Below are 23,986 nucleotides of genomic sequence, written 5' to 3'. Positions count from 1 at the left end.
CTTTCAATCTTACTTACTTGTTTGTTTTGTTTTATTAAGGTTAAGTTCAGCTTTATTAAGATCGAAACGATCTGCATTCATTACCTTGACCCAGGCAGCAATAAAATCACGGACAAACTTCTCTTTGTTATCGTCCTGAGCATAAACTTCTGCAAGGGCACGTAAAACCGAGTTTGAACCGAATACTAGATCCACTCTTGTTGCTGTACGTACTACTTCACCTGATTTACGATCACGTCCTTCATAGACGTTTCCATCTACAGGCTTCCACTCTACTCCCATATCAAGTAAGTTCACGAAGAAGTCGTTCGTGAGTGCGCCAACAGTATCAGTGAATACCCCGTGACGGGTACCACGGTAGTTTGTACCCAAGACACGCATACCGCCAATAAGAGCAGTCATTTCTGGTGCAGTAAAGTTTAAGAGTTGTGCCTTGTCTACTAGGAGCTCTTCTGGACTGACAGAATACTGCTCCTTCTGATAGTTGCGGAACCCATCCGCAATAGGCTCAAGTACGGCAAAACTTTCTGCATCTGTTTGCTCTTGCGTTGCATCACCGCGTCCAGGAGCAAAAGGAACGGTTACATCAAAGCCTGCATTTTGTGCAGCCTTTTCTACCGCTGCACTGCCGCCTAATACAATCAAATCGGCAAGACTAACTTCCTTCTCTATATTACTTTGTATATCTTCCAGCACATGAAGTACTTTTTCAAGGATTTCTGGCTGGTTCACTTCCCAATTCTTCTGTGGAGCAAGACGGATTCTGGCACCATTCGCACCGCCGCGCATATCTGAACCACGGAAAGTACTAGCAGATGCCCAAGCTGTAGTTACTAGTTCGCTGATGGTAAGTCCTGAATTTAAGATGATTTCTTTCAGTTCGGATACGTCTGTATCTGTTAATCCATAATTGCCGGCTGGGACAGGATCCTGCCAAATAAGCTCCTCTTCCGGAACCTCTGGGCCTAGATATCTTGTGCGAGGTCCCATGTCACGGTGTGTAAGTTTAAACCACGCACGAGCAAATACTTCAGCAAACTCCTCTGGATTCTCATGGAAACGACGTGATATCTTTTCATATTCTGGATCATAACGTAATGCCATGTCCGCGGTAGTCATCATTGTCGGAACACGAACAGATGGATCTTCAGCATCAGGGGCAAGGTCTTTTTCGTCAGGGTTTACAGCAAGCCACTGATACGCACCTGCAGGACTCTTGGTAAGCCACCATTGATAGCCAAATAATAGATCAAAGTAACCATTATCCCACTGTGTTGGGTTCGCAGTCCAAGCACCTTCAATACCGCTGGTTATCGTATCATGACCTTTACCGCTGCCGTGGGTACTTAACCAGCCTAAGCCCATTGCTTCAATTGGAGCTGCTTCTGGTTCTGGACCAACATGTGCAGCATCGCCTGCACCGTGTGCCTTACCAAAAGTATGGCCGCCGGCGATTAGTGCTACGGTTTCTTCATCGTTCATTGCCATACGTGCAAAGGTCTCGCGTATGTCACGAGCACTTGCAATCGGATCTGGAGTACCGTTTGGCCCTTCTGGGTTCACATAGATTAGACCCATCTGGACAGCTGCAAGTGGATTCTCAAGCTCTCGATCACCCGTGTAACGCTTATCACCTAACCATTCGGTTTCAGTACCCCAGTAGATGTCTTCTTCAGGATGCCAAATATCAGCGCGTCCTCCTGCAAAACCAAATGTTTTCCCGCCCATTGATTCAATCGCGACGTTACCTGTTAGAATAAATAAGTCAGCCCAAGAGATCTTGTTCCCATACTTTTGCTTAATCGGCCAAAGCAGCCGCCGAGCTTTATCGAGGTTGCCATTGTCAGGCCAACTATTAAGAGGGGCAAAACGTTGGTTACCAGTTCCAGCTCCACCGCGGCCATCACCTGTGCGGTATGTACCTGATGCATGCCAAGCCATTCGGATAAAGAAAGGGCCATAATGTCCATAGTCGGCAGGCCACCAATCTTGGCTGTTTGTCATTAAATCGCTAAGATCCTGTTTTAGAGAAGCGTAATCTAACTTTTTAAATTCTTCTGCATAATCAAAATCTTCTCCCATCGGGTTAGATTTTCTGTCATGCTGATGGAGAATGTTCAAGTTCAACTGGTTTGGCCACCAGTTTCGATTTGACGTACCACTCGATTTTGTACTTGTAGCACTGCCATGAAACGGGCACTTTCCAATGTTACCATTGTCTTTCATACGTTTTGCTCCTCCCTATCTGTTAAAGTAAGTGGAGAAAAATTCCCCTCTTGTAATCTAAAAAATGGAAAATTCTTCTCAATTTTAATTATAATAAACTATTAATTATGTTGAAAGAAATATCATTTCGTGAGAATGATATATTTGTCAACATGGTGAACTCTGTCTTGAGGTATACAAATTCTATTCAGCAATAGAGTAGATAAAGGGACCATCAGTAAATGGTTATGTGAACAAAAGACAAAATATGAAGACAAGTTTCAGGTAGAAGGTGAAAAAATGGAAGCAATCGTCTTAGCTGCTGGATATTCCAGTCGTGCGAATGCATTTAAAATGACCTTGCCGCTAGGTCAAATAACGGTGTTGGAGCAAACGATTTCTAAATTCGAAGGATTATGCAGCAGGGTCATTGTTGTAACCGGGTTTCAAGCCGAGCTGATTGAAGAGGAACTGGCAAGGATCAGCAGAAAAAAAACTTATTCCTTTCAGATGAAGTCTGTTTATAATGAAAATTTTAACCAGGGAATGTTTCGTTCCATTCAAAAGGGAGTGAGCGAGATAAATGCCCCAACCTTCTTTATCACACCTGGAGATTGCCCAGTTGTTAAAAAAGAAACACTTCAGATACTAAAAGAACACCTAGGGCACGTAGGGATTCCCAGTTTCCATTGTAAAGGGGGCCACCCCATTAAATTATCTAGCGATGTGAAACAGAAAATTCTCGAAACCAATCCAGAAAGTAATTTACGAATGGTTCTTAACGGCTTCGAAAAGCAATACATCGATGTAGATGACCCAGGAGTAATCATGGATGTGGATACGCCGGAGGATTACCAAAAAGCCATTGATTATTATGATAAAGCTATTTTTGGCTTTTAATGTTGTGTGTTTTGATTTTTGTACCTACGCCCACACTCTGAAACAAAACCAATCATAGTTTATCAAAAAGATTAGTGAAGAAGGAAGACGTTATGGAGGAGATTGTAAATAAACAGAAAAAGGAATCGAATGGAGAAGTTGACCTGTTTTCAAGATTAATGTTTGGAAACAAGAAACATAGAGAAACTTACGAAGAAGGCGATAATCATTCAAAAGAATTGCCCGAGTCCGAAAAAAAAGAGCAATCTTCTTTTGATAACAGATTGCGACGGAACGATGATTGGATACTTGGTTTTAGGAGAAAAGAAAATAAAACCAGAACAGAATCCATTCAAAACCAGATAGAAAATCTTTTTAACAATGTTGATGTCGAATTGCTTAAGCAAACAATCGATATGTTTGTTACAACATCTAAACAATTAAAACCAATAATTAAAGAAGTCACCCCTTTTATCCATCGATTTATTAAGAAGTTCAAATTCGATAAAGATGCCTAATATCAGAAAAAATCAGTATGAATACTTTATTAATACGTAATTGCCCCTTATAGTTCACAACAATCGTAATCTGCTATCAACGAAAAAATTGGTATTGAAAGGACCACTCAAATCATTGAGTGGTCCAAAAAAGTAAAGACAATATGGACCTACTTTTAAAGTTAATAGAATCTACGCCTTCTTCTTCCATCAAAACGTCTTCTTCTCTCTATATCAAATACAAATACAAAGGGAAAAAACGGTCTTCTTCTAAAGTTGTTACGAAAAAACCGATCTCTTCGGTTAAATCCAAAAAGTGGCATTTTATTCACCTTCCTTTTAAATTGAGAAGTTTATATAAAAAAGGCAGTTTGAGAACTAACACCAACTAGACAGTACGATAATCAACAGAATAAACAATACAACGATTAGTACAAAGCTACTGCCGTTATAGCCGCCACTATACCCGCCACTATAGCCATAACCGCCACAACCGTATCCAAATCCCATATCTTCACCACCTCTTGGAAATCCGAAAATAAATATCCCTTTATATATATTTCTTAAGACAAGAATGGTTTGGACATTTACCATAAGGGTTAAGACAAAATAAGCAATTTGCATAAACAGTTTCTAAAAATACAAAAAGGCGTCTGAAATTCATGCAAACGCCTTTTCAGTGGGTATTTATAAACTCTTTTTATTTTTGGTACAAACATACACACTCGGATACAAAAACAATCATAGTTTATTTAAATGAGTAAAAAGAGAGGAGAAGAAGTCAGTGGCGGGGAATGACAATAAACAAAAAAAAAAGCCGAAGGAAGAAATAAAGTTCGAAGAACATGTCATGCCTTTAGAAAAATACAATTTAGTTCACAATTGGAAACTCATAATGCAATTCAATTTTGCTTTATTTACAAACAAAGATGAATACGTAATTATTAATAATAAAGATGAATATATAGCTCGTTTTAGCATTACCGATGTGGGAGTAATTGAATTAAAAAAAACGTCAAAGGACTTAACTCCAAAGATTGATTTTAAGAATAAAACGATAAAGTTCCCTATTTATTACAAAGCACAGTAAATGATGAGTATTAATAATAAAAAAATTACATTTAACGCAGTTGATTCGATTCAGCCTTCCAAACCGAATCAAACTGCTTTTTTATTACAAAAATTCTTGATTGAAATGATTCATAATTCATCACTCTTATTTATAGAATCGTAGGAAGAGGATTCTATTCATTATATGTCAGCTTTTAAAAAATGAGTCGAAGGGTGTTGTTGGAAGGAATGAATCTTAAAGACATAAGCACCTCAGTGCCCAGAAAGGATCATAAAGGAAAAGTATCTGGACAGATGCCCTATATTAGTGACGTGAAAGTAGAAAACATGGTTTATGGCGTACTTTATCGGTCGCCTATTGCCTATGGAAAAATCAAATCCATTCAATTACCAAACCTTCCGGAAGGATATGAGGCGGTTGGTGCAGAGCATATACCTGGACCGAACTATGTCAAAATTATCAAAGAAGATCAGCCCATTTTTGCCAATAAGTGGGTCAATTATATTGGTGAGCCGATTCTCATGCTCGTTGGAAAAGACCTAGAGATACTGTACCAGTTATTAAATGAAATGAAGGTCGAAATCGAAGAACATGAGGCTACTTATACATTAGACGAAGCGATAAAACAAATTTTAAACCCAGGTGTAACGATGGCTTGCTATGAATTTGGGGAAAGCTTAGCAGACATTTCAGCTATTGAGCAGAAAGCCTACAAAATAATCGAAGAAGAATATGAAACCGGTTATCAGGAGCATGTCTACTTGGAGCCACAAGGAATGCTCGCGATTTATAAGGATGATGAAATTGTCGTCCAGGGATCGATGCAGTGTCTGTATTATATAAAAAATGCTTTAATAAATGCTTTAGCGTGTGGTGACGATGACGTCAGAGTGGTGCAAAGCCCTACCGGCGGGGGCTTTGGCGGAAAAGAAGAGTTTCCTTCGATGATGGCGTGTCACGTAGCTATAGCTGCAAAGGCAGTCAAAAAATCGATAATGCTCGTGTTCGACCGTTCAGAAGATATGGTGGTGACGACAAAAAGGCACCCGGCCAAATTTAAATACCGAACCGCCCTTGATGAGGAAGGAAATATTTTAAGCATGTGTGTAGATCTTTTTCTAGATGGAGGAGCGAATGAGGGGTTAAGCTCTGTAGTGCTTCAGCGTGCATTACTAAATAGTGCGGGTGTTTATAAAATTCCACATTTTCATGCCAAAGGCTATGTTTTAAAAACCAATACCGTTCCAAATGGTGCCTTCAGAGGCTTTGGTGCGCCGCAAAGCTTTGCTGGAATTGAAAGTCATATCGGTCATCTTAGTAAACTAGCAAACATCGATCCACTTGACTATAAACGAAAATACCTCGTCAAACAAGGAGACCCCACCATCACCAAAGGAAATTTCCGCGATCCAATTTTAATGGAAGAAATGATAGAAGACTTGCTCAATACCTCGTATTACAAAAAGAAAAAAACAGAGTTTCAAACGTTCAATCAGCAAAACCTGCGTTTTAAAAAAGGGATGGGAACATCATTGTTTCTCCATGGCTGTGGATTTACAGGCAGCGGGGAGAGAGACCATATTAAAGCAAAGGTAAAGTTGGTCAAATCAAAGGACGACCAGGTGTCTCTAAAAATATCAAATTCTGATATGGGACAAGGCATTTACACCACGCTTTGTAAAATTGTTGCCAAAGAATTAGACCTTCCATTTGAAAATGTCCTTTACCCAGCTCCCGATACAAAAGAAGTTCCCGACTCTGGTCCGACCGTAGCATCCAGGACGACGATGATTGTTGGTAAATTACTTGAACGTGCTGCAAAAAAACTGAAGGCTCAGTGGCAATCAGGGGTAGAACAGGAAGTGGTAGAGGACTATGTTCATCGCGAAATGATTCCTTGGAATGAGAAAACTTTTACGGGGGATGCATACCCTGCCTATTCATGGGGTGTAAATATCGTGGAAGTAGAAGTAGATACGTTGACCGGAAATGTAAAGTTGGAAAAAGTATACGCCAATTATGAAGTAGGAAAGGTCATCGATCACAGAGTGATGAAAGGGCAAATAGACGGTGGTTTAGCTCAAGGATTGGCTTACGGCTATTTAGAAAAAATGACGTCAAAACAAGGAAGAATCCAACAAAAAAGCATATCCGATTACGGTCCTCCGACTTCATTGGATGTTGTTCCAATTGAAAGCAAGGTTTTTGATAACCCCTATGCAGACGGACCATACGGCGCCAAGGGTGCAGGTGAGTTGACATTAATTGGCGGCGCACCAGCTGTCCAAGGTGCAATAGAGGATGCCCTGCAAACTTCTTTTCAGCAAATTCCAATTACACCTGAAGTCATAATTGAACGTCTTTGGATGGAGGAAGGTGAAGAAGGTTGATTACATTTACTCTTAATGGAAGAACGATAGTAACGGGCGCTCCGCCTACAACAAGATTACTAGATTTAATTCGAGATGAGTATCAGTTAATTGGAACAAAGGAAGGCTGCGGGGAAGGAGAATGCGGAGCCTGCAGCGTGTTTGTGAATAACCTTCTGCAAAACAGCTGTCTGATTCCGATTGGCGCAATTGATGGCGCCGAAATTGTTACGATCGAAGGGATCATGGAAAGTGAGCAATTTAAGATTTTAGATGAGAGCTATTCCCATGCCGGTGGAGTGCAATGCGGATACTGTATTCCTGGGATGGTGATGGCAAGTGCCGCCCTTTTATTCAAAAATCCGCATCCTTCAGAAGCTGAAATTCGTGAAGGGATTTCTGGGAACCTGTGCCGTTGTACGGGCTACAACATGATTGTTGATGCGATTAATCTGGCAGCGAAAAAAGGGGACGGCTTATGGCAGAAAAAATAATCGCGTACCGATTCGAAAGGTTAGATGAAACCTTGAGCCAATTGAGTAAAGAAAACTGTTTGATTATGGCTGGAGGAACCGATGTCATGGTCCTTCACAAAAGTCGCAGGGGAGTGCCTCCGAAAATTACGAAACCGGTCGTTTTTATTGATCATCTTTCTGAGCTAAAGCGGGTGTACAAAAGAGATAAGGATGTCTATATTGGCGCATGCTGCACCTATAGTGAATTACTAGAAAACCCGTTAATTCCTAATGCCTTAAAGGACGCAATCAAAGCTATTGCGGCACCGGCGATTCGAAACAGAGGGACATTGGGTGGCAATATTTGCAACGCTTCCCCCGCGGGTGACACACTGCCACTTTTATATTTATATAACGCAAAACTTTTACTGCGGTCTGTTACTGGTGAACGTGTGGTTTCCATTAGTGATTTTATTCAAGGTGTGAGAAGGATTCAACGGAGTTCTAATGAGATTTTAGTCGAAATTATTTTGCCCTCCGTATTAGAAGAAGGGGCTAATGTGGTTTTTGAGAAAGTGGGCAACCGCAACGCAGATGCCATTGCCAAAGTGGGGTTTGCAGGTTATATTCGGGCAAATGGCGCTGTCATTGAGGATGTTCGCTTTGCCTTTGGGGCGGTTGGACCTACGATGGTTCGGTCCGTTGATATAGAGAAGAAACTGCTTGGGAAGACCATCCCGTTAGTGGATGCTGACATCGCTCAGGTGGTGGCAGCTTTCGATAAAATCATCAAACCAATCGACGATCAGCGCTCCACAGCCGTATATAGAAAAACAGTCGCCTTAAATCTTTTACGTTATTTTCTTAGTAGAAAGCAATACCCACCGAACGAATGGTAAAAAGCTATGTTAATTTTCGTTGCTGATTCCTTGGGAAGCGGTTTAATAATTCGATGAAGGACAAATCAGAAAAGATTACAGTGAGATTTGTCCTTCATGAGGGGGATGAAGGACAAAACATAAGAGTTCCCAGTGAGATTTGTCCTTCATGAGGGGGATGAAGGACTAATCATAAGAAATCCCAACGAGATTGGTCCTTCACAAGGAATTCTATGGAAAAATCAAAATTTGTTTTAACAAAACCATGTTGATAAAGGAGGGAGCTAGTCATGCTACTGATGGAAAAAGTGGCTTTGCTGACTCGCCAAAACGAAAACTTTGCACTAGCGATGATTATTGAATCAAAAGGCTCGACTCCCAGGCATGTTGGGAAAATGATTGTCTATCGGGATGGTACGATTGAAGGCACGGTCGGAGGGGGCTTGGCTGAACACTATATCATTGAAGAAAGTGTAAATGCTCTTCAAATGGGGAAATCGAAAATCGTTGAATACAAATTGAATAAACATGCGAAAGACGGAATTCAAATGAATTGCGGCGGTACAATAAGGGTGTTTATTGAAATCTATCAAAGCAGACCAGAACTCATTTTGGCCGGCGCCGGACATCTGGCTTCTGCTCTTGCAAAGCTCGCGGATATGCTTGAATATCCCTATTGCGTGGTGGATGACCGTATTGGTTATGCTACGAAAGAACGCTTTCCCAATGCAACCAACATTTTTGTGAATGAGGATATTGGCGAGGCTTTACTCGAGGCCGGACCAACAGAAAGGTCATACGTGATCATTGTTACAAAAGACCGTGATGATATTGTATTAAAAACGGCATTGCAATTTCCAATAGCCTATGTGGGGATGGTCGCCAGCAAGCGCAAAACGATAACTATATTTGAAAAATTAAAAAGTGAAGGCATCACAGAAGAACAGCTGGAGCAGGTACATTCGCCCACCGGATTAGAAATTGGCTCGGAAACAACAGAAGAAATTGCTATCAGCATTATTGGAGAAATCATCAAACTAAGCAGAGAAACGAAGCCTATTAAAGTAAAGCAGTTAAATAGATAAGTTAAAAAGGGGCAATGGTATTTTGCCAATTTCCCCTTTTGCTTTTAATCTGTTATTTTTTATTATAGATAGAAATTAAAAAATGACAGAGAGGAATTGTTACTATGAATATATGTGTTTTAGACGGCTATGCATTAAATCCTGGTGATTTAAGTTGGAGTGAATTGATTCAGATTGGGGAAATTGCTATTTACGACCGGACACCTGAGGAGCTTATTGTAGAAAGAGCTGTAAACGCTGAAATCGTCTTAACGAACAAAACCCCCTTAAGCAGGGGTACTCTCGACTGTCTACCTAAACTAAAGTATATTGGGGTATTGGCAACAGGCTTCGATGTTGTCGATATTCAGGCTGCTAAAGAACGAGGAATCGTAGTAACGAACATTCCCGCTTATGGTACGGAATCAGTGGCTCAAATGGTATTTGCGCTGATTCTTGAACATTGCAATCATGTGCAGCGCCACAGTGATGCCGTTATGGACGGGCAGTGGGGAAAGAATCCTGATTGGTGCTTCTGGAACTATCCGCTTGTTGAGTTGGCAGGTAAGACGATTGGCATTATCGGTTTAGGACGAATTGGGCTACAAACTGCCAGAATTGCTTCAGCTTTTGGAATGCATATTTTGGCATATGGCAATCATCATCGCGAAATGGACCTGCCTAATTTTCAATGGTGCGATTTGAATGAATTGATGAGGTTATCTGATGTCGTTAGCTTGCACTGCCCATTGACCAAGGAAACGGAAGGTATCATAAACTCCGAAAATTTATCAATGATGAAACCAACCGCTATTATTATTAACACGTCACGCGGCAAGTTAGTCAATAATAAAGATTTAGCAGATGCGCTCAATACAGGAAAGATTGGCGGCGCAGGACTGGATGTGCTGGCGGTAGAGCCTCCAGAGGATAGCAATCCTCTGCTGCATGCAAAAAATTGTATTATCACGCCACACATAGCTTGGGCTACGAAGGAAGCACGCACCAAGCTTTTGGATATAGCAGTTGAAAATATAAAGGCATTTATCGACTCGAACCCAAAGAATGTTATCCAATAGACTGGTAACACTGGTCCACCATTCTCCCTTCGGTGGACTTTACTTTTTCTTAGATAGACTTTTAGCAATGGGGATGTAACCTGGAACTTTCTCGAATATATTGTCATCTTTATTGGTTTGGTTATTTGGTATATTACCTTTTTGATCTTTGTGAAGACTTTCTAATAACTCTTTACGGGTAATCGGTCGAGCATGTTCCATTAATTCATACCCTAACCCGCCATCGGATTCGAGTGTAGCGGTTTTTACATCAGAAATATAGGAAATGCCTTCTTGCCGGAGTTTAGCTTCAAGTTGTTCAGTTGTCATTCGTAATTTTTTTAAGTTGTCAAATTCAATTTGACCATTAAGTATAACAATAATGGCATTACCTGATATGTAGCGGTGAATAATCGTAAACTTTAATTGAAGATATTGAACGAACACTAGATAAATCACAAACAAAGTTAAAATTACTATTATTTGCCAAAGCTTGTGTTCTTTGATTGCATGTCCCATTGTGGTTCCAATACCTAAGATGATTATGACCTCAAGGCTTGACATTTGAGCAATAGATTTTTTTCCGGCAAGCCTAAGGAGAATGGTGCTGGCAACAAGTAAAAGCAGGGTTTCTCCAATAAATTCCATACCCAATTACTCACCTCTCAAAAATATGTAATTATCTAGAAGTAGTCCTTTGTTCAAAAGGAAATCGAAATGTTTTTAAATACTTTGAAAGGTGATAATGGAACACAGCCATTACTCCGCCTATTAAATCGGATAGTAAATCCTGGTTTGTATCCAGCAGGCTGGGTTGATTTTTGATTATCGGTTTAAAAACTTCATCTTCCATAAACTCCAATAATTCATAAATCGTACCCAATGCTAATGCAAGAATTAGTAAAAATAAAATAGTCAGTCTTTTGTTGGTTAATTTTATTTTAATAAATTGCTGGATGACAAAAAATATCCAAAGTGCCAAGGCATAGGTGCCAAATATATGCTGCAATCTGTCATACATCCAAGAGGTTACATATAGGTTAAAATAGTCACCAAGTAGGTCGTTAAACGTAATGGAAAGTAAAGTTACGACCCTAATATAAAAAGGGATCCGCCAGTTCTGTTTTTTCTCCAAAATCATATACATTACCCAAAAAATAAGGTTTCCAGAAGCCATTCTCATATAGTCGAAATTTTTAATTTTAAAGAGTGCTATGATACAAATGATTTGGATACCTATAAAGAGGATATCGACAACTTTTTCTTTATATCTGTTTGAAGCCACGGATTTTTCCCTTTTTCTATTCATATCTGTTTTCTAAATGCCAACAGTGTGGTTTTTAATGAAGCATATGAACCAATGGCAGCATATCCATAAAACCAACCCATAAAAAGACCTGCTATGAAATGGTGACGATGGCTGATAAAAATAGAAATGCACAAACCAAGGATAAGCGCTATGGTCGGAACATATTTTTTCTTTATAGGGAAAAAATTCTTTATTAGCTGAGTAATCAACATGACCATGGGAACAGCAATCACAGCGTCCCAAAAGTTTGTATGTATAGTCGGAAAGTCCAAGGGATCCACCTACTTAACAGGAATATGTTCTAACACTCAAAAGTTCATCACAAATCAAACACACCATTACTATTTACTTGATAGTATATATTTATTACCTGTTTATATTATAAGATGTAATATATTGACAACGTTTACAACGTGGAATACAATTTATCTAAGTTAACATTTTGTGTCGGAGACTAGGAGATTCACACTGATTAACCTATTTTAATAGGTTTCTTCTGTGTAAGTCTCTATTTTTTTACGTCAGTTCTTTATATGATTAAATTTTTAGGAAGTAAAGGGGCAGAACATTTTAACGGATGAGGGGAAGAGATTGAAATGGAAAAATATATTTTATCTTTAGATCAAGGAACGACAAGTTCGAGGGCCATTCTGTTTAATAAAAAAGGTGAAATTGTCCATTCCGCTCAGAAAGAATTTACACAATATTTTCCTAAACCAGGCTGGGTTGAACATAATGCAAATGAGATTTGGGGCTCCGTACTGGCTGTTATTGCCGGTGTTTTAACTGAATCGGGAACGAAGCCTGAACAGATATCCGGGATTGGTATTACGAATCAGCGTGAAACGACTGTCATTTGGGATCGAGAAACGGGAAATCCAGTCTATAATGCCATTGTATGGCAGTCACGCCAAACGAGCGGGATTTGCGATGAGTTAATGGAAAAAGGATATAATAACCTGTTTAGAGAAAAAACGGGTTTATTAATCGATGCTTATTTTTCAGGAACAAAGATTAAATGGATTCTAGACAATGTAGAGGATGCCAGAGAAAAAGCAGAACAAGGGAAATTGCTATTTGGCACGATTGACACTTGGTTAATTTGGAAGTTGTCTGGCGGGAAAGCACATGTCACAGACTACAGTAATGCCTCAAGGACGTTACTATTTAATATTTATGATTTAACTTGGGATGAGGAATTGTTAAACATTTTAGGAGTTCCTAAATCGATGCTTCCAGAAGTAAAATCATCATCTGAAATTTATGCGCACACGATAGATTATCATTTTTTTGGACAGCAAGTTCCGATTGCTGGAGCGGCGGGTGACCAGCAGGCTGCTTTATTTGGGCAGGCATGTTTTGAAAAAGGAATGGCCAAGAATACGTATGGTACAGGTTGTTTTATGTTGATGAATACAGGCGAAAAAGCAGTTCGTTCTGAACATGGCCTTCTCACGACCATTGCCTGGGGACTAAATGGAAAGGTCGAATATGCGCTGGAAGGCAGTATTTTCGTTGCTGGTTCAGCTGTCCAGTGGCTTCGAGATGGGTTACGATTATTAAAGGATGCTAAACATAGTGAAGTATTAGCAAGGAAAGTTGAGTCAGCTGATGGAGTGTATGTTGTTCCTGCTTTTGTTGGGTTAGGAACACCTTATTGGGATAGTGATGTTCGCGGTGCTGTGTTTGGGTTAACACGCGGGACGACAAAAGAGCATTTTGTTCGGGCAACATTGGAGTCCCTTGGTTATCAAACGAAAGATGTTTTAGATGCAATGGAAAGTGATTCTGGTATTGAAGTGAAAACACTCCGGGTAGACGGTGGTGCGGTAAGGAACAATTTCCTCATGCAGTTCCAAAGTGATTTATTAAATGTACCTGTTGAAAGACCAGTGGTGAATGAAACAACCGCCCTCGGAGCTGCCTATCTTGCCGGTCTCGCAACAGGATTCTGGGAAAGCCAGGAAGAGATTTCAAGCCAGTGGGCAATTGACCAAAATTACCAACCGGCAATGACAGAAGAAAATCGGGAAAAACTATACAATGGCTGGAAAAAGGCAGTAAAAGCTGCGATGGCGTTTAAATAAGTAAGTCTGTTTCATTATTAAAAAGCGGGAGGTCAAAGATGCATAAAATATTACCTGCTTCGACTTCCTTACGGGACTTCGAAAAATTCTTAACGAGTGACTATGAAATTGGCTTATTCTTGGATGTTCATATTGCACAATTAAAGAATATCGCGTTGATGGCTAAGCAACATAGGAAGAAAATGATTTATCATTTGGATCTTATACAAGGATTAAAAAATGATGAATATGGAACAGAATTTATTTGTCAGGAATACAAGCCATTAGGTATTATTTCAACAAAGTCTGGTGTGATCTTAAAAGCGAAACAAAAAGGGGTAATCGCCATTCAACGGATGTTTTTATTGGATTCTTATGCATTAGAAAAGAGCTACGCCATTATTGAAAAGACAAAACCAGATTATGTGGAGGTCCTGCCGGGCGTCATTCCTTCCATGATTAAAGAAATAAAAGATCGTACACAGACAAAAATTATTGCAGGCGGACTAATCCGCACGGTAGAGGATGCAGAAAATGTTCTTGAAGCTGGAGCTGAGTCAATTACCACTTCCAATAAAGAAATTTGGGACCATTTTAAAGGCAGATTGTAGAAATTACTTTATAAGCATTTTTTACCTTTTCTAAGATGAAATACTAAGTTATAATAATAATAAGTTAATAGTTGACGGTATGAGATGTGGAGAGGCCAAAAACGAAGTTATAGCTTTTGCTATAATGCAGTTTTTGGTCTCTTTTTTTATAACATAATGAAACTTCGCATAGGAGGAACTAATAATGTCAGAATTATTTTCAGCATTAAAAAGAGAAGAGCGGCTTAACATCATGTCAGAGGCGCAATATGACCTGTTGATTATCGGCGGAGGCATCACCGGTGCCGGAATCGCTTTGGATGCGGTCCTTCGAGGAATGAAAGTGGCATTAGTGGAAATGCAGGACTTCGCGGCAGGTACCTCTAGTCGATCAACAAAGCTGGTCCATGGCGGGTTGCGTTACTTAAAGCAGTTTCAGGTTGGAATGGTGGCGGAAGTGGGAAAAGAACGGGCTATCGTTTATGAAAATGGTCCACATGTTACCACACCAGAATGGATGCTCCTCCCGCTGCATAAAGGCGGAACATTCGGTCCTATAAGTACATCGATCGGCTTACGGGTTTATGATTTTTTAGCTGGAGTGAAAAAATCGGAGCGCCGCAGCATGCTTTCTCGAAATGAGACCATTGCAAAAGAGCCGCTGGTCAAAAAAGAAGGACTTAAGGGCGCAGGGTATTACGTAGAATACCGAACCGATGATGCCCGTTTGACGATTGAAGTGTTAAAAGCGGCCTTTGAGAATGGGGCTCATCTATTGAACTATGTAAAAGCTGAGGAGTTTATCTATCATAATAATGTGATAACCGGTGTCAAGGTAAGGGATATGCTTTCAAATAAGGTAGTTGTTATTCAGGCGAACAAAGTGGTGAATGCAGGAGGTCCTTGGGTCGATAGTATTCGGAAAAAAGATTACGCTCGAAATAATAAGCAGCTGCGATTAACGAAAGGTGTCCATCTGGTGATCGACCAGTATGTTTTCCCGCTGTGTCAAGCGGTTTACTTCGATACTCCAGATGGACGGATGGTGTTCGCGATTCCCCGAGATGGAAAAACCTATGTGGGAACAACCGATACATTTTATGATGGAGACGCAGCATATCCTAAAATGCTGACAAAAGACCGTGAATATCTATTAAAAGCCATTCATTTTATGTTTCCAGAGGTTAAGGTAACTGAAAATGACATTGAATCAAGCTGGGCCGGTGTTCGTCCATTAATATATGAAGAAGGAAAGGACCCTTCAGAGATTTCCCGTAAGGATGAAATTTGGGAAGCGGAGAGTGGTCTTATCACGATTGCGGGTGGAAAGCTAACAGGATATCGGAAGATGGCAGAATCCGTCGTGGACTTGATTGCAGCACGCCTCGATGAACAAGGGCAAAAGTTTAAAGAAGCACGAACCAAAAATTTTCCAATTTCAGGCGGGAATGTTGGAGGCTCGAAAGGTTTTCAATCATTTATTACCCTTAAGGAACAGGAAGCAAAGGGTTATGGATTGACAAAGGAAGAAGGACGCAGGTTCGTTCAAATATACGGATCAAATGTGGATGAACTTTTCAAGTACGCTAGAATCTATGATGAATTGGAAAAGGTAAAGCTAACAAGGGGCGTTTATGCACAAGTCATGTATTCGATTGAGCATGAAATGGTAACGACCCCTGCAGACTTTTTTATCCGCAGAACCGGGGCGTTATATTTCAACATCGACTGGGTCCATTCGTGGAAGGATGAAGTCATTGCTTTCATGGAAGAGAAATTTGGCTGGAATCAGAAACAAAGTGCTCAATATAAAGAAGAGTTGGAAAAAGAATTAACCGATGCTGTTATCCCTGTTGATGAACAACTTAATAATTCCATTTAATGGTAATATTATTAATATTAAAAAAGTTCCTGGCACCATTCGGTAATAATGGAAGGTGCCTGGCACTTTTCAGTCTTTACTACTAGAAGAAAAATTTTAGTTCCAAGCCCCACGATATTTATTTCGCCTGCATTCCAGAGAAATAGCAATACCAAAGAAAAGGATTCCCATGACTGGCGTGAAAAAGTACCTTGTAAAGTAAGTCATCTGTACCAAGCCTTTTTTATCACCTCCTGTTTGGCCTCCCCATACATTGAATCGATCAATTAAGTTTCCCAGCATATAATCTTGACTAAATCACTCAAGATTCAACCCGTAAAAAAATGGTTGACAATGTTGGAAAATTTTGATAAATTAATTCATAGTTAACCAATCGGAATAATGAAGGTTCGATCAGACCACTGAAGGCCTTGCAATGTTGAAATCTCAAGATTAAATATTGCGGGGCCTATTTTGTTTTCCTTTACTAAATTTAGGATGGAAACATGTGGGAGACTTTATTAGGAAGACTGTAAAAGAAAGGAGACAAGATTAATCAATTAAACAAAACATCCCATCCCCACAGTAATTTAGGGGCAAATCGAATAATCATGACGACCGATCAGACAGCTGAAGGTCCTTAACTTATTAAAGGGTTAGGGGCCTTTTTATTTTTAAAATAATTTATTAAAAAAAGGAGCCAATGTAAATGTCTAAAATCTTAATTATTTCAGGGAGCCCTGCCACTGTTTCACGAACGGCAGCCATTGCTTCATTTGTCAGTAATATCCTCGTAGAAGGAGGAAATGAGGTAGAACAGGTTTCCGTTAGGGATTTTCCTGCCGAAGCGCTGTTACATGCACAGTTTAACCATCCAGAAATAAAGAAAGCCCTACAGTTAGTAGAACAGTCAGATGCACTGATTGTGGTGAGTCCTGTTTATAAAGCCAGTTTCCCAGGAATTTTGAAAAGCTTTTTTGATTTGCTGCCGGAGAAAAGTCTGGGTGGAAAAAAAGTGCTGGCGATTGCCTCAGGTGGGACGATTGCTCATCTGTTGACACTGGAATATGCATTTAAACCTTTATTTTCTACCCTTGGTGCACGTGAAATCCCTCAAGGAGTCTATCTCGTTGATTCACAGGTTAGCTATTCCGGTGAGCAGTTAAATTTCATTGACCTTCACCTTAAAGAAAGACTGGAATTAGCCATGGTTGAATTACAGGCATCCTTAGACCTTTTAATTAAGTATTAAAAAAATACAAAAAAATCAGGAGGTATACCAATGAAGTCAATACGAAATAAATTCATGCTGATTAGCTTGACCCTGTTTTTATTTTTACTAAGTGCATGCACCAATCAAAATTCCACAGAAAAGGCTTCCGCGGATAAGAGTGGAAGTGCAACCATTCACATCGGTTATCAAAAGTTTGGTTCCCTAAATTTCCTAAAAGCAAAAGGAACATTGGAAAAGAAGCTAGAGCCTTTGGGATATAAGGTAGAATGGATTGAGTTTCCTGGCGGTCCTCAGCTCCTAGAAGCATTAAATGTAGGCAGCCTGGATTTCGGGCATACTGGTGAGGCGCCTCCGATCTTTGCTCAGGCAGCAGGCGCTCCATTGGTCTATTTCGCTAATGAGCCGGCTAATCCAAAGGGTGAGGGAATCCTTGTTCCTAAAGATTCAGAGGTTAAGAGTATTAAAGATTTAAAAGGAAAAAAGGTAGCTTTAAACAAAGGGTCTAATGTTCATTATTTGTTAGTTAGAGCATTGGAAGAAAATGGGGTGAAGTATGAAGATATCGAAACGGCCTTTTTACCTCCATCAGATGCAAGAGCTGCCTTTGAAAAAGGGGCTGTGGATGCCTGGGTCATTTGGGATCCATTCTTAGCAGAAGCGCAAAAACAAACAGGAGCTCGTATTTTGGCAGATGGTACAGGGCTAGTCAATAATCGTGAGTTCTTCCTAGCCTCTAAGACATTTGCCGAAAAACATCCGAAGGTTCTTGAAATCCTGATTGAGGAATTAGGAAAAGAAGAGCAGTGGGTGAAGAATAACCAATCAGAAGCTGCTGAATATTTAGCTCCGCAAAGCGGAATCGATAAGGAAACACTGGAAGTCGTACTCGGACGCAGAGCATTCGGCATTGAAAAGATTACGAAGGAACGAATTAAGGATCAACAAGAAATTGCCGACAAATTTTTTGAACTACAGTTAATCCCGATGGAAATTAACACATCCGAAGCACAATGGAACCCAAAAGAGTAAGAGGAGGAAATATGATGAATGTATTTTGGTTTATTCCCACGCATGGAGACTCACGATATTTAGGTGTAACGACCGGGGGAAGAGAAGTGAATACTCCTTATCTCCAGCAAATTGCTCAAGCCGTTGACAATCTCGGATTTACGGGTGCATTACTGCCGACTGGAAGATCCTGCGAAGACGCTTGGGTGGTTGCGAGTTCGTTAATTCCGGTAACCTCACGTATGAAATTTTTGGTGGCAGTTCGTCCTGGTATTATGTCGCCAACCAATGCAGCCCGGATGGCTGCAACCTTTGACCGGTTATCGAATGGCAGACTTCTTATTAACGTCGTAACCGGTGGCGATCCTGTGGAACTTGCGGGTGATGGAATCCATCTATCTCACCAAGAACGGTATGAGCTGACCGATGAATATCTAACGATTTGGAAGGACCTACTTGAAAAAGGAGAAGCGAATTATTCAGGTACCCATTTAGAGGTTTCGGGGGCTAAGCAATTATATCCTCCAGTTCAGAAACCATATCCTCCACTTTATTTTGGGGGCTCTTCGGCAATTGGACAGCAAATTGCGGTGGATCATGTCGATGTTTATTTAACATGGGGCGAGCCGCCAAAGCAAGTCGAAGAAAAGATAAAAGCTGTGAAAAAATTAGCTCAGGAACGAGGAAAAACAGTTCGTTTCGGCATCCGCCTCCATGTCATAGTTCGGGAGACAGAACAAGAGGCATGGGACGCGGCCAACAAGTTAATTAAGTATGTCGATGACGATATGATAGCTGCATCACAAAAGGTCTTTTCCCGGATGGACTCTGTTGGACAAAAGAGAATGTCAGAGCTTCATAGAGGCAGGAGAGATCATTTAGAAATCAGCCCTAACCTTTGGGCTGGGGTCGGGTTGGTACGAGGCGGTGCGGGTACCGCTCTAGTTGGAGACCCAGAAACAGTGGCCAAACGAATGAAAGAATACGAGGAAATTGGAATCGAAACGTTTATTTTATCAGGCTATCCACATTTGGAAGAGGCCTACCGCGTATCGGAGTTATTGTTCCCACACTTGAATTTAGAGGGACTAAAGCCTTCAACCATCGTCAGTCCATTTGGTGAGATTGTGGCCAACAGCATTTTACCCAAAAATAGGGCAGTGAGGTAGGAGGCAAATGAAAACGAAAAAAATTTTACCTTGGATTTTTCCTGCTGTATTAATTATCGCTTGGCAAGTATCTTCTTCCACCGGGATACTCTCCAATAGAGTACTCCCAAATCCGCTGGATATCTTTACTGCAGCCGCTGACCTGATGAAGAACGGCCAGCTTGTATCGGATGTATGGACCAGTACCAAAAGAGCCTTTGTTGGGTTTTTGATTGGCGGGGGAATCGGTTTTGCATTAGGGTTGGTTAACGGTATATCGAAAATCTCAGAAAGTTTGCTGGATTCATCAATTCAAATGATCCGCAATATCCCGCACCTGGCATTACTGCCCATTGTAATCCTGTGGTTTGGGATTGGTGAGGAAGCGAAACTATTTCTCGTTGCCCTTGGAACGTTTTTCCCAATTTATCTAAATACCTACCATGGAATTCGTTCGGTTGACCCTTCCTTGATTGAAATGGCGTATGTATATGAACTAAAAGGATTTTCATTGTTTTGGCATGTCATATTTCCCGCTGCATTACCATCCATCCTTGTCGGGGTAAGATTTGCGCTGGGAATTACCTGGGTAACATTAATCGTGGCGGAAACGATTGCCGCTGATTCGGGAATTGGCTACATGGCAATGAATGCTAGGGAATTTATGCAACTGGATGTCGTGATTTTGAGTATTCTGCTTTACGCACTATTAGGAAAACTGTCTGATGTGATGGCAAAGCTAGCGGAAAAACAATTTTTAAAATGGCATCCAAGCCATCAGAAGTAAGAGGGGGAAAAGAAGATGGCAACGAAACAACCGATAATCGACCTTTCAAATATCCGTAAAGAATTTGATGGGAATGAAGTTTTAAGAAGTATTGATTTACAGGTAAATCGGGGAGAGTTTATTGCAGTCGTTGGAAAAAGCGGCTGCGGCAAGAGCACCTTACTGCGTATTATGGCGGGTCTCGAAGCACCCAATTCAGGTAAATTAGTCGTAAACGGTATGGAATTAAAAGGGCGTAATGATTTGGCTAAAATCATGTTCCAGGATGGAAGGCTTCTCCCTTGGAAAAAGGTATATGATAATGTAGCACTGGGGCTAAAAAAGGAAGCTCAGAAAGACCAGATTGATAAAGTCCTGAAACAAGTAGGATTGGCGGACCGTGCCTCTTCTTGGCCCTCTGAGCTTTCAGGGGGTCAAAAACAAAGGGTAGCACTTGCTAGAGCACTGATTCATGAGCCGGAACTGTTATTACTAGATGAACCGCTCGGTGCTTTAGATGCTTTGACCCGACTCGAAATGCATGAATTGATTGAAGGATTGTGGAGTGAGAAGCAATTAACAGCAATTCTGGTGACCCACGATGTTGAGGAAGCAGTAGCGTTAGCGAACCGAGTCATTTTAATTGAGGAAGGGAGGGTTGTACTCGAAGTTCCTGTCCGTCTTCCCTATCCAAGGCACCGGGACCACCCTCTATTCACGAAACTAGTCAGTCAAATCTTAAATAAAATTATGGGTCATAAACAACGGGGGATTGCAACGGAGGTAGCTGCTGCAAGCTTGCCGGCCATGGAATGGTGAAATTCAATTTGGTATATTACCCCGATTTTAAAAGCTTCCGACCTGAATCTGGCCGGAAGCTTTTATATCTATTTTAAGTACATCCAAAAATAAATACAGCAAATCTGTAAAACTTTTCCTTAATAAAAAATATTAATTCCCAGCCCCGCGATATTTTTTTACGCCGGTATTCCAGAGAAAAATCGCCATCCCGAAGAAAAGAATTCCCATCACAGGTGTAAAAAAGGCGTAGCCAACCCATTCTTCTCTATTTAAAAAGTATGATGCTGGATACACCCCGACAAAGGCGAAAGGTAAAATCCACGTTAACACAAATTGAATCACTTTGTTGTAAATATTGACAGGGTAGCGGCCGTAATTGCTGATATTGTACATCATGGGCATGATATCGGTGCGACTGTCTGACCAAAAACCAATCGTGGCAATCGAAATAAAGATCCCAGCATAAATAAAAGCTCCGCCCATAACCATAACGATAAAGATTAAAACATCATACCAAACAAAGGTTAAGTCAAGGTTCACCATCGCATATCCCATAATCAGTAAACCGGTAATGACACCAAATAAAGATTCCAGTTCCATCCGTTCCATGATAATTTGGAAAAGGCTGTGAACAGGGCGAGTTAAGACCCGGTCCATTTCTCCTTTGACAATATAACGTTCATTAAAGTCCCATATGTTAAAAAAGGATGAAAATAAGGCATAAGGAACAAGGAAAAATCCATAAATAAAAATGATTTCATCACGGTTCCAGCCGCCTAAAGCAGCTGTATGGCGAAATACGATTAAAATGAAAATTAAATTGACGGCTTGTGACAATAGATCTGAAAAGATTTCAATTACCGTATCAACACGATATGTAAACCTAGTCTTTAAATATTGAGAGGCATATTGAAAGAACAATGATAGATAAAACATTGGTCAGCCCCCTTGTACGATTAAGTGTTTTTTTGCGAGCAGCCATAAAAGGTAGATCGGAATCAGTAAGATGAAAACCCAGAACGCTTGCAGGAGCAAGGCGTTATAAATCTCCTGACCGACAAACCCTTCTGTAAATATCATACTAGGAACATAGCTGATTGCTTGAAATGGCAAATAGGACATCAAGTCCTGAGCCCAGCCTGGATAAAAAGAGATTGGCAGCAGCAAACCTGAGAACAAATCGATTACAACACGTTTTGCCCGAATCAGCCCTGTGTTATTAAACAAAAAGAACGTCATAATCCCCGTTAATAAGTTGATATGAGTATTGATAATAAAACTAAAAACAAGCGAGAGGAAAAACAACATCCACGTTGTCAAACTAGCATCAAAGCGGACAGGAAAAATTAATGCCACAATGATCATGCCTGGGACTGAGAAAAACAATAAGCGGAAGATTCCTTCCCCGAGTGCCTGCATGGTTTTCATTCCTAAATAGTTATACGGACGAATCATTTCAATCGCGACTTTGCCATCTTTGATTTCAGCTGCAATTTCACGATCAATATTGTTGTAATAAAACGCTCTTGCCATCCAGGCGACAGCCAAATATGTGGTCATTTGGATGACGGACAATCCTTGAATTTCTTCTTTTCCTCCATAAATTGCAGACCATAAAAAATAGTAAGCTCCTATATTAATACTATAAATTAAAATCCCGCTATAATAGTTTGTCCGGTAGGCAAGCATCATTAAAAAACGAACCCGGATCATTTCTAAATACATACTCATGTCAGGGCCATTCCTTCTTCATAAATCTTCCGGACAATCTCTTCGGTAGAAACTTCATTTATTCGGACATTTTTAATCGGATTTCGTTGTACCACATCACTTATTAATTTAGATACAAGTTGTTCATCCCCATTAATATACCCGAGCCAGGTGGTCGCATCCTTTTGTTCCCATTGAATATTTTCAGTGCGAGGCAGGGAACTGCGAGGGACTTCTGACAAAAATTCAAATTCGATTTGTTTTCCTTCCACCGCATGTGCTTGAAGTTGATTCAGCTTGCCGTCATAGATAATTTTACCTTCATCTAATAGTACAACGCGTTCACAAAGGGCTTCAATATCCGTTAAGTCATGTGTCGTCAAGAGAATGGTGGTCTTATATTGCTCGTTAATTTCCTGTAGAAACTTACGAATTTTTAATTTCACCAATACATCCAGCCCAATCGTTGGCTCGTCCAAAAAGAGGAGGGGAGGATTATGTACGAGAGCAGCAGCTAATTCACAGCGCATTCGCTGTCCAAGCGAAAGCTTTCGCACCGGTTTATCTAGTAAAGGACCGATTTCTAACGTCTCTATCACATGGCCCATGTGATGGTTATAGTCCTCATCCGAGACACGGTATACCTTTTTTAATAACCGGAAACTCTCTTGTACCGCGATATCCCACCATAGCTGTGAACGCTGACCAAACACCACGCCAATGGTTCGCACGAATTCTTCCCGCTGCTTATGCGGGTTCATCCCATTGACGATAATGGAACCGGATGTAGGCGTTAAAATACCGGTTAACATTTTTATCGTCGTTGATTTACCAGCACCGTTTTCTCCAATATAGCCAACCATTTCTCCTTGTTTAACCGTTAAGGAAATATTATCAACAGCTGCATGGACTTTGTAATTCCGCGTAAATAAATCCCTAAATGCTCCAGCCAAACCTGGCCGGCTTGAATAGGAATTAAATTCTTTTCGTAAATTTTGTACCTCAATGACATTCAT

General features: G+C 40.5%; 24 protein-coding genes. 16 read left to right on the top strand and 8 right to left on the bottom strand.

The window, feature by feature from the left end:
• Positions 1 to 9 precede the first annotated feature (9 nt).
• Positions 10 to 2,226 carry a catalase/peroxidase HPI gene (gene katG / locus AC2TFD_RS19370; protein ID WP_335513422.1) on the bottom strand — a complete coding sequence of 739 codons (2,217 nt, stop codon included), beginning with the start codon at positions 2,224 to 2,226 and terminating at the stop codon, positions 10 to 12.
• Between the two features lie 279 nt (positions 2,227 to 2,505).
• Here katG and AC2TFD_RS19365 point away from each other — a divergent pair, with 279 nt between their 5' ends.
• The gene (locus tag AC2TFD_RS19365; protein ID WP_335513420.1) at positions 2,506 to 3,105 is read left to right on the top strand and encodes a nucleotidyltransferase family protein; all 600 of its coding nucleotides are present in this window, start codon (positions 2,506 to 2,508) and stop codon (positions 3,103 to 3,105) included.
• A gap of 92 nt (positions 3,106 to 3,197) precedes the next feature.
• Positions 3,198 to 3,602 (top strand): hypothetical protein, encoded by a 405-nt coding sequence (locus AC2TFD_RS19360; protein WP_335513418.1) that lies wholly within the window; start codon positions 3,198 to 3,200, stop codon positions 3,600 to 3,602.
• Between the two features lie 357 nt (positions 3,603 to 3,959).
• Here the strand turns inward: AC2TFD_RS19360 and AC2TFD_RS19355 are convergent, their stop codons facing one another.
• Positions 3,960 to 4,091 carry a YjcZ family sporulation protein gene (locus tag AC2TFD_RS19355; protein ID WP_335567817.1) on the bottom strand — a complete coding sequence of 44 codons (132 nt, stop codon included), beginning with the start codon at positions 4,089 to 4,091 and terminating at the stop codon, positions 3,960 to 3,962.
• Between the two features lie 274 nt (positions 4,092 to 4,365).
• Here AC2TFD_RS19355 and AC2TFD_RS19350 point away from each other — a divergent pair, with 274 nt between their 5' ends.
• The 6 genes from AC2TFD_RS19350 to AC2TFD_RS19325 all read left to right on the top strand — a co-directional run bounded on the left by AC2TFD_RS19350 (position 4,366) and on the right by AC2TFD_RS19325 (position 10,498).
• A complete protein-coding gene (locus AC2TFD_RS19350) occupies positions 4,366 to 4,671 on the top strand; it encodes a hypothetical protein (RefSeq protein ID WP_335567818.1) in 306 nt (101 codons plus the stop codon).
• Between the two features lie 209 nt (positions 4,672 to 4,880).
• The gene (locus AC2TFD_RS19345) at positions 4,881 to 7,043 is read left to right on the top strand and encodes a xanthine dehydrogenase family protein molybdopterin-binding subunit (RefSeq protein WP_335514699.1); all 2,163 of its coding nucleotides are present in this window, start codon (positions 4,881 to 4,883) and stop codon (positions 7,041 to 7,043) included.
• The gene (locus AC2TFD_RS19340) at positions 7,040 to 7,516 is read left to right on the top strand and encodes a (2Fe-2S)-binding protein (RefSeq protein ID WP_335514690.1); all 477 of its coding nucleotides are present in this window, start codon (positions 7,040 to 7,042) and stop codon (positions 7,514 to 7,516) included. The genes AC2TFD_RS19345 and AC2TFD_RS19340 overlap by 4 nt, the downstream gene beginning before the upstream one ends.
• The gene (locus AC2TFD_RS19335; protein ID WP_335514688.1) at positions 7,501 to 8,376 is read left to right on the top strand and encodes an FAD binding domain-containing protein; all 876 of its coding nucleotides are present in this window, start codon (positions 7,501 to 7,503) and stop codon (positions 8,374 to 8,376) included. Before AC2TFD_RS19340 ends, AC2TFD_RS19335 begins: the two co-directional genes overlap by 16 nt.
• Before the next feature lie 269 nt (positions 8,377 to 8,645).
• Positions 8,646 to 9,440 carry an XdhC family protein gene (locus tag AC2TFD_RS19330; RefSeq protein WP_335514686.1) on the top strand — a complete coding sequence of 265 codons (795 nt, stop codon included), beginning with the start codon at positions 8,646 to 8,648 and terminating at the stop codon, positions 9,438 to 9,440.
• A gap of 104 nt (positions 9,441 to 9,544) precedes the next feature.
• Positions 9,545 to 10,498 carry a D-2-hydroxyacid dehydrogenase gene (locus AC2TFD_RS19325; protein WP_335514683.1) on the top strand — a complete coding sequence of 318 codons (954 nt, stop codon included), beginning with the start codon at positions 9,545 to 9,547 and terminating at the stop codon, positions 10,496 to 10,498.
• Positions 10,499 to 10,537: 39 nt separating this feature from the next.
• On the opposite strand, the gene AC2TFD_RS19320 is transcribed toward AC2TFD_RS19325, so the two are convergent.
• Genes AC2TFD_RS19320 through AC2TFD_RS19310 form a run of 3 tightly spaced genes read right to left on the bottom strand, consistent with a single transcriptional unit; the run spans position 10,538 to position 12,058 of the window.
• The gene (locus AC2TFD_RS19320; protein WP_335514696.1) at positions 10,538 to 11,125 is read right to left on the bottom strand and encodes a DUF421 domain-containing protein; all 588 of its coding nucleotides are present in this window, start codon (positions 11,123 to 11,125) and stop codon (positions 10,538 to 10,540) included.
• Between the two features lie 31 nt (positions 11,126 to 11,156).
• The gene (locus tag AC2TFD_RS19315) at positions 11,157 to 11,762 is read right to left on the bottom strand and encodes a DUF2238 domain-containing protein (protein ID WP_335514681.1); all 606 of its coding nucleotides are present in this window, start codon (positions 11,760 to 11,762) and stop codon (positions 11,157 to 11,159) included.
• Between the two features lie 20 nt (positions 11,763 to 11,782).
• On the bottom strand, positions 11,783 to 12,058 hold the full coding sequence (locus AC2TFD_RS19310; protein WP_335514678.1) for a hypothetical protein: 276 nt from the start codon (positions 12,056 to 12,058) through the stop codon (positions 11,783 to 11,785).
• Between the two features lie 324 nt (positions 12,059 to 12,382).
• Here AC2TFD_RS19310 and glpK point away from each other — a divergent pair, with 324 nt between their 5' ends.
• The 8 genes from glpK to AC2TFD_RS19270 all read left to right on the top strand — a co-directional run bounded on the left by glpK (position 12,383) and on the right by AC2TFD_RS19270 (position 21,278).
• Entirely contained in the window at positions 12,383 to 13,873 is a 1,491-nt protein-coding gene (glpK, locus tag AC2TFD_RS19305; protein WP_335514676.1) for a glycerol kinase GlpK, read from the top strand.
• 38 nt (positions 13,874 to 13,911) lie between these two features.
• Positions 13,912 to 14,463 carry a glycerol-3-phosphate responsive antiterminator gene (locus AC2TFD_RS19300; protein WP_335514673.1) on the top strand — a complete coding sequence of 184 codons (552 nt, stop codon included), beginning with the start codon at positions 13,912 to 13,914 and terminating at the stop codon, positions 14,461 to 14,463.
• Positions 14,464 to 14,647: 184 nt separating this feature from the next.
• Entirely contained in the window at positions 14,648 to 16,324 is a 1,677-nt protein-coding gene (locus tag AC2TFD_RS19295) for a glycerol-3-phosphate dehydrogenase/oxidase (protein WP_484673786.1), read from the top strand.
• 688 nt (positions 16,325 to 17,012) lie between these two features.
• Complete coding sequence (gene ssuE / locus AC2TFD_RS19290) at positions 17,013 to 17,555, top strand: NADPH-dependent FMN reductase (RefSeq protein ID WP_484673785.1); 543 nt, start codon at positions 17,013 to 17,015, stop codon at positions 17,553 to 17,555.
• A gap of 30 nt (positions 17,556 to 17,585) precedes the next feature.
• Complete coding sequence (locus AC2TFD_RS19285) at positions 17,586 to 18,566, top strand: sulfonate ABC transporter substrate-binding protein (protein WP_484673784.1); 981 nt, start codon at positions 17,586 to 17,588, stop codon at positions 18,564 to 18,566.
• 14 nt (positions 18,567 to 18,580) lie between these two features.
• Positions 18,581 to 19,714 carry an FMNH2-dependent alkanesulfonate monooxygenase gene (gene ssuD, locus AC2TFD_RS19280; RefSeq protein ID WP_484673783.1) on the top strand — a complete coding sequence of 378 codons (1,134 nt, stop codon included), beginning with the start codon at positions 18,581 to 18,583 and terminating at the stop codon, positions 19,712 to 19,714.
• 7 nt (positions 19,715 to 19,721) lie between these two features.
• Positions 19,722 to 20,480 carry an ABC transporter permease subunit gene (locus AC2TFD_RS19275; protein WP_484673782.1) on the top strand — a complete coding sequence of 253 codons (759 nt, stop codon included), beginning with the start codon at positions 19,722 to 19,724 and terminating at the stop codon, positions 20,478 to 20,480.
• 15 nt (positions 20,481 to 20,495) lie between these two features.
• Positions 20,496 to 21,278, top strand: coding sequence for an ABC transporter ATP-binding protein (locus AC2TFD_RS19270; RefSeq protein ID WP_335567833.1), 783 nt, complete (start codon positions 20,496 to 20,498; stop codon positions 21,276 to 21,278).
• Positions 21,279 to 21,410: 132 nt separating this feature from the next.
• Here AC2TFD_RS19270 and AC2TFD_RS19265 read toward each other — a convergent pair whose 3' ends face one another.
• From AC2TFD_RS19265 to AC2TFD_RS19255, 3 genes are read right to left on the bottom strand one after another with little or no spacing between them, the layout of a single operon-like run.
• On the bottom strand, positions 21,411 to 22,196 hold the full coding sequence (locus AC2TFD_RS19265) for an ABC transporter permease (protein ID WP_335567834.1): 786 nt from the start codon (positions 22,194 to 22,196) through the stop codon (positions 21,411 to 21,413).
• A 3-nt stretch (positions 22,197 to 22,199) separates the two neighbouring features.
• Positions 22,200 to 22,991, bottom strand: a complete 792-nt coding sequence (locus tag AC2TFD_RS19260; protein ID WP_484673781.1) for an ABC transporter permease — start codon at positions 22,989 to 22,991, stop codon at positions 22,200 to 22,202.
• Entirely contained in the window at positions 22,988 to 23,986 is a 999-nt protein-coding gene (locus tag AC2TFD_RS19255) for an ABC transporter ATP-binding protein (protein ID WP_335514663.1), read from the bottom strand. Before AC2TFD_RS19255 ends, AC2TFD_RS19260 begins: the two co-directional genes overlap by 4 nt.

It is taken from the genome of Neobacillus sp. plas4, assembly GCF_057221695.1.
This window is presented reverse-complemented; position numbering and strand designations above follow the sequence as displayed.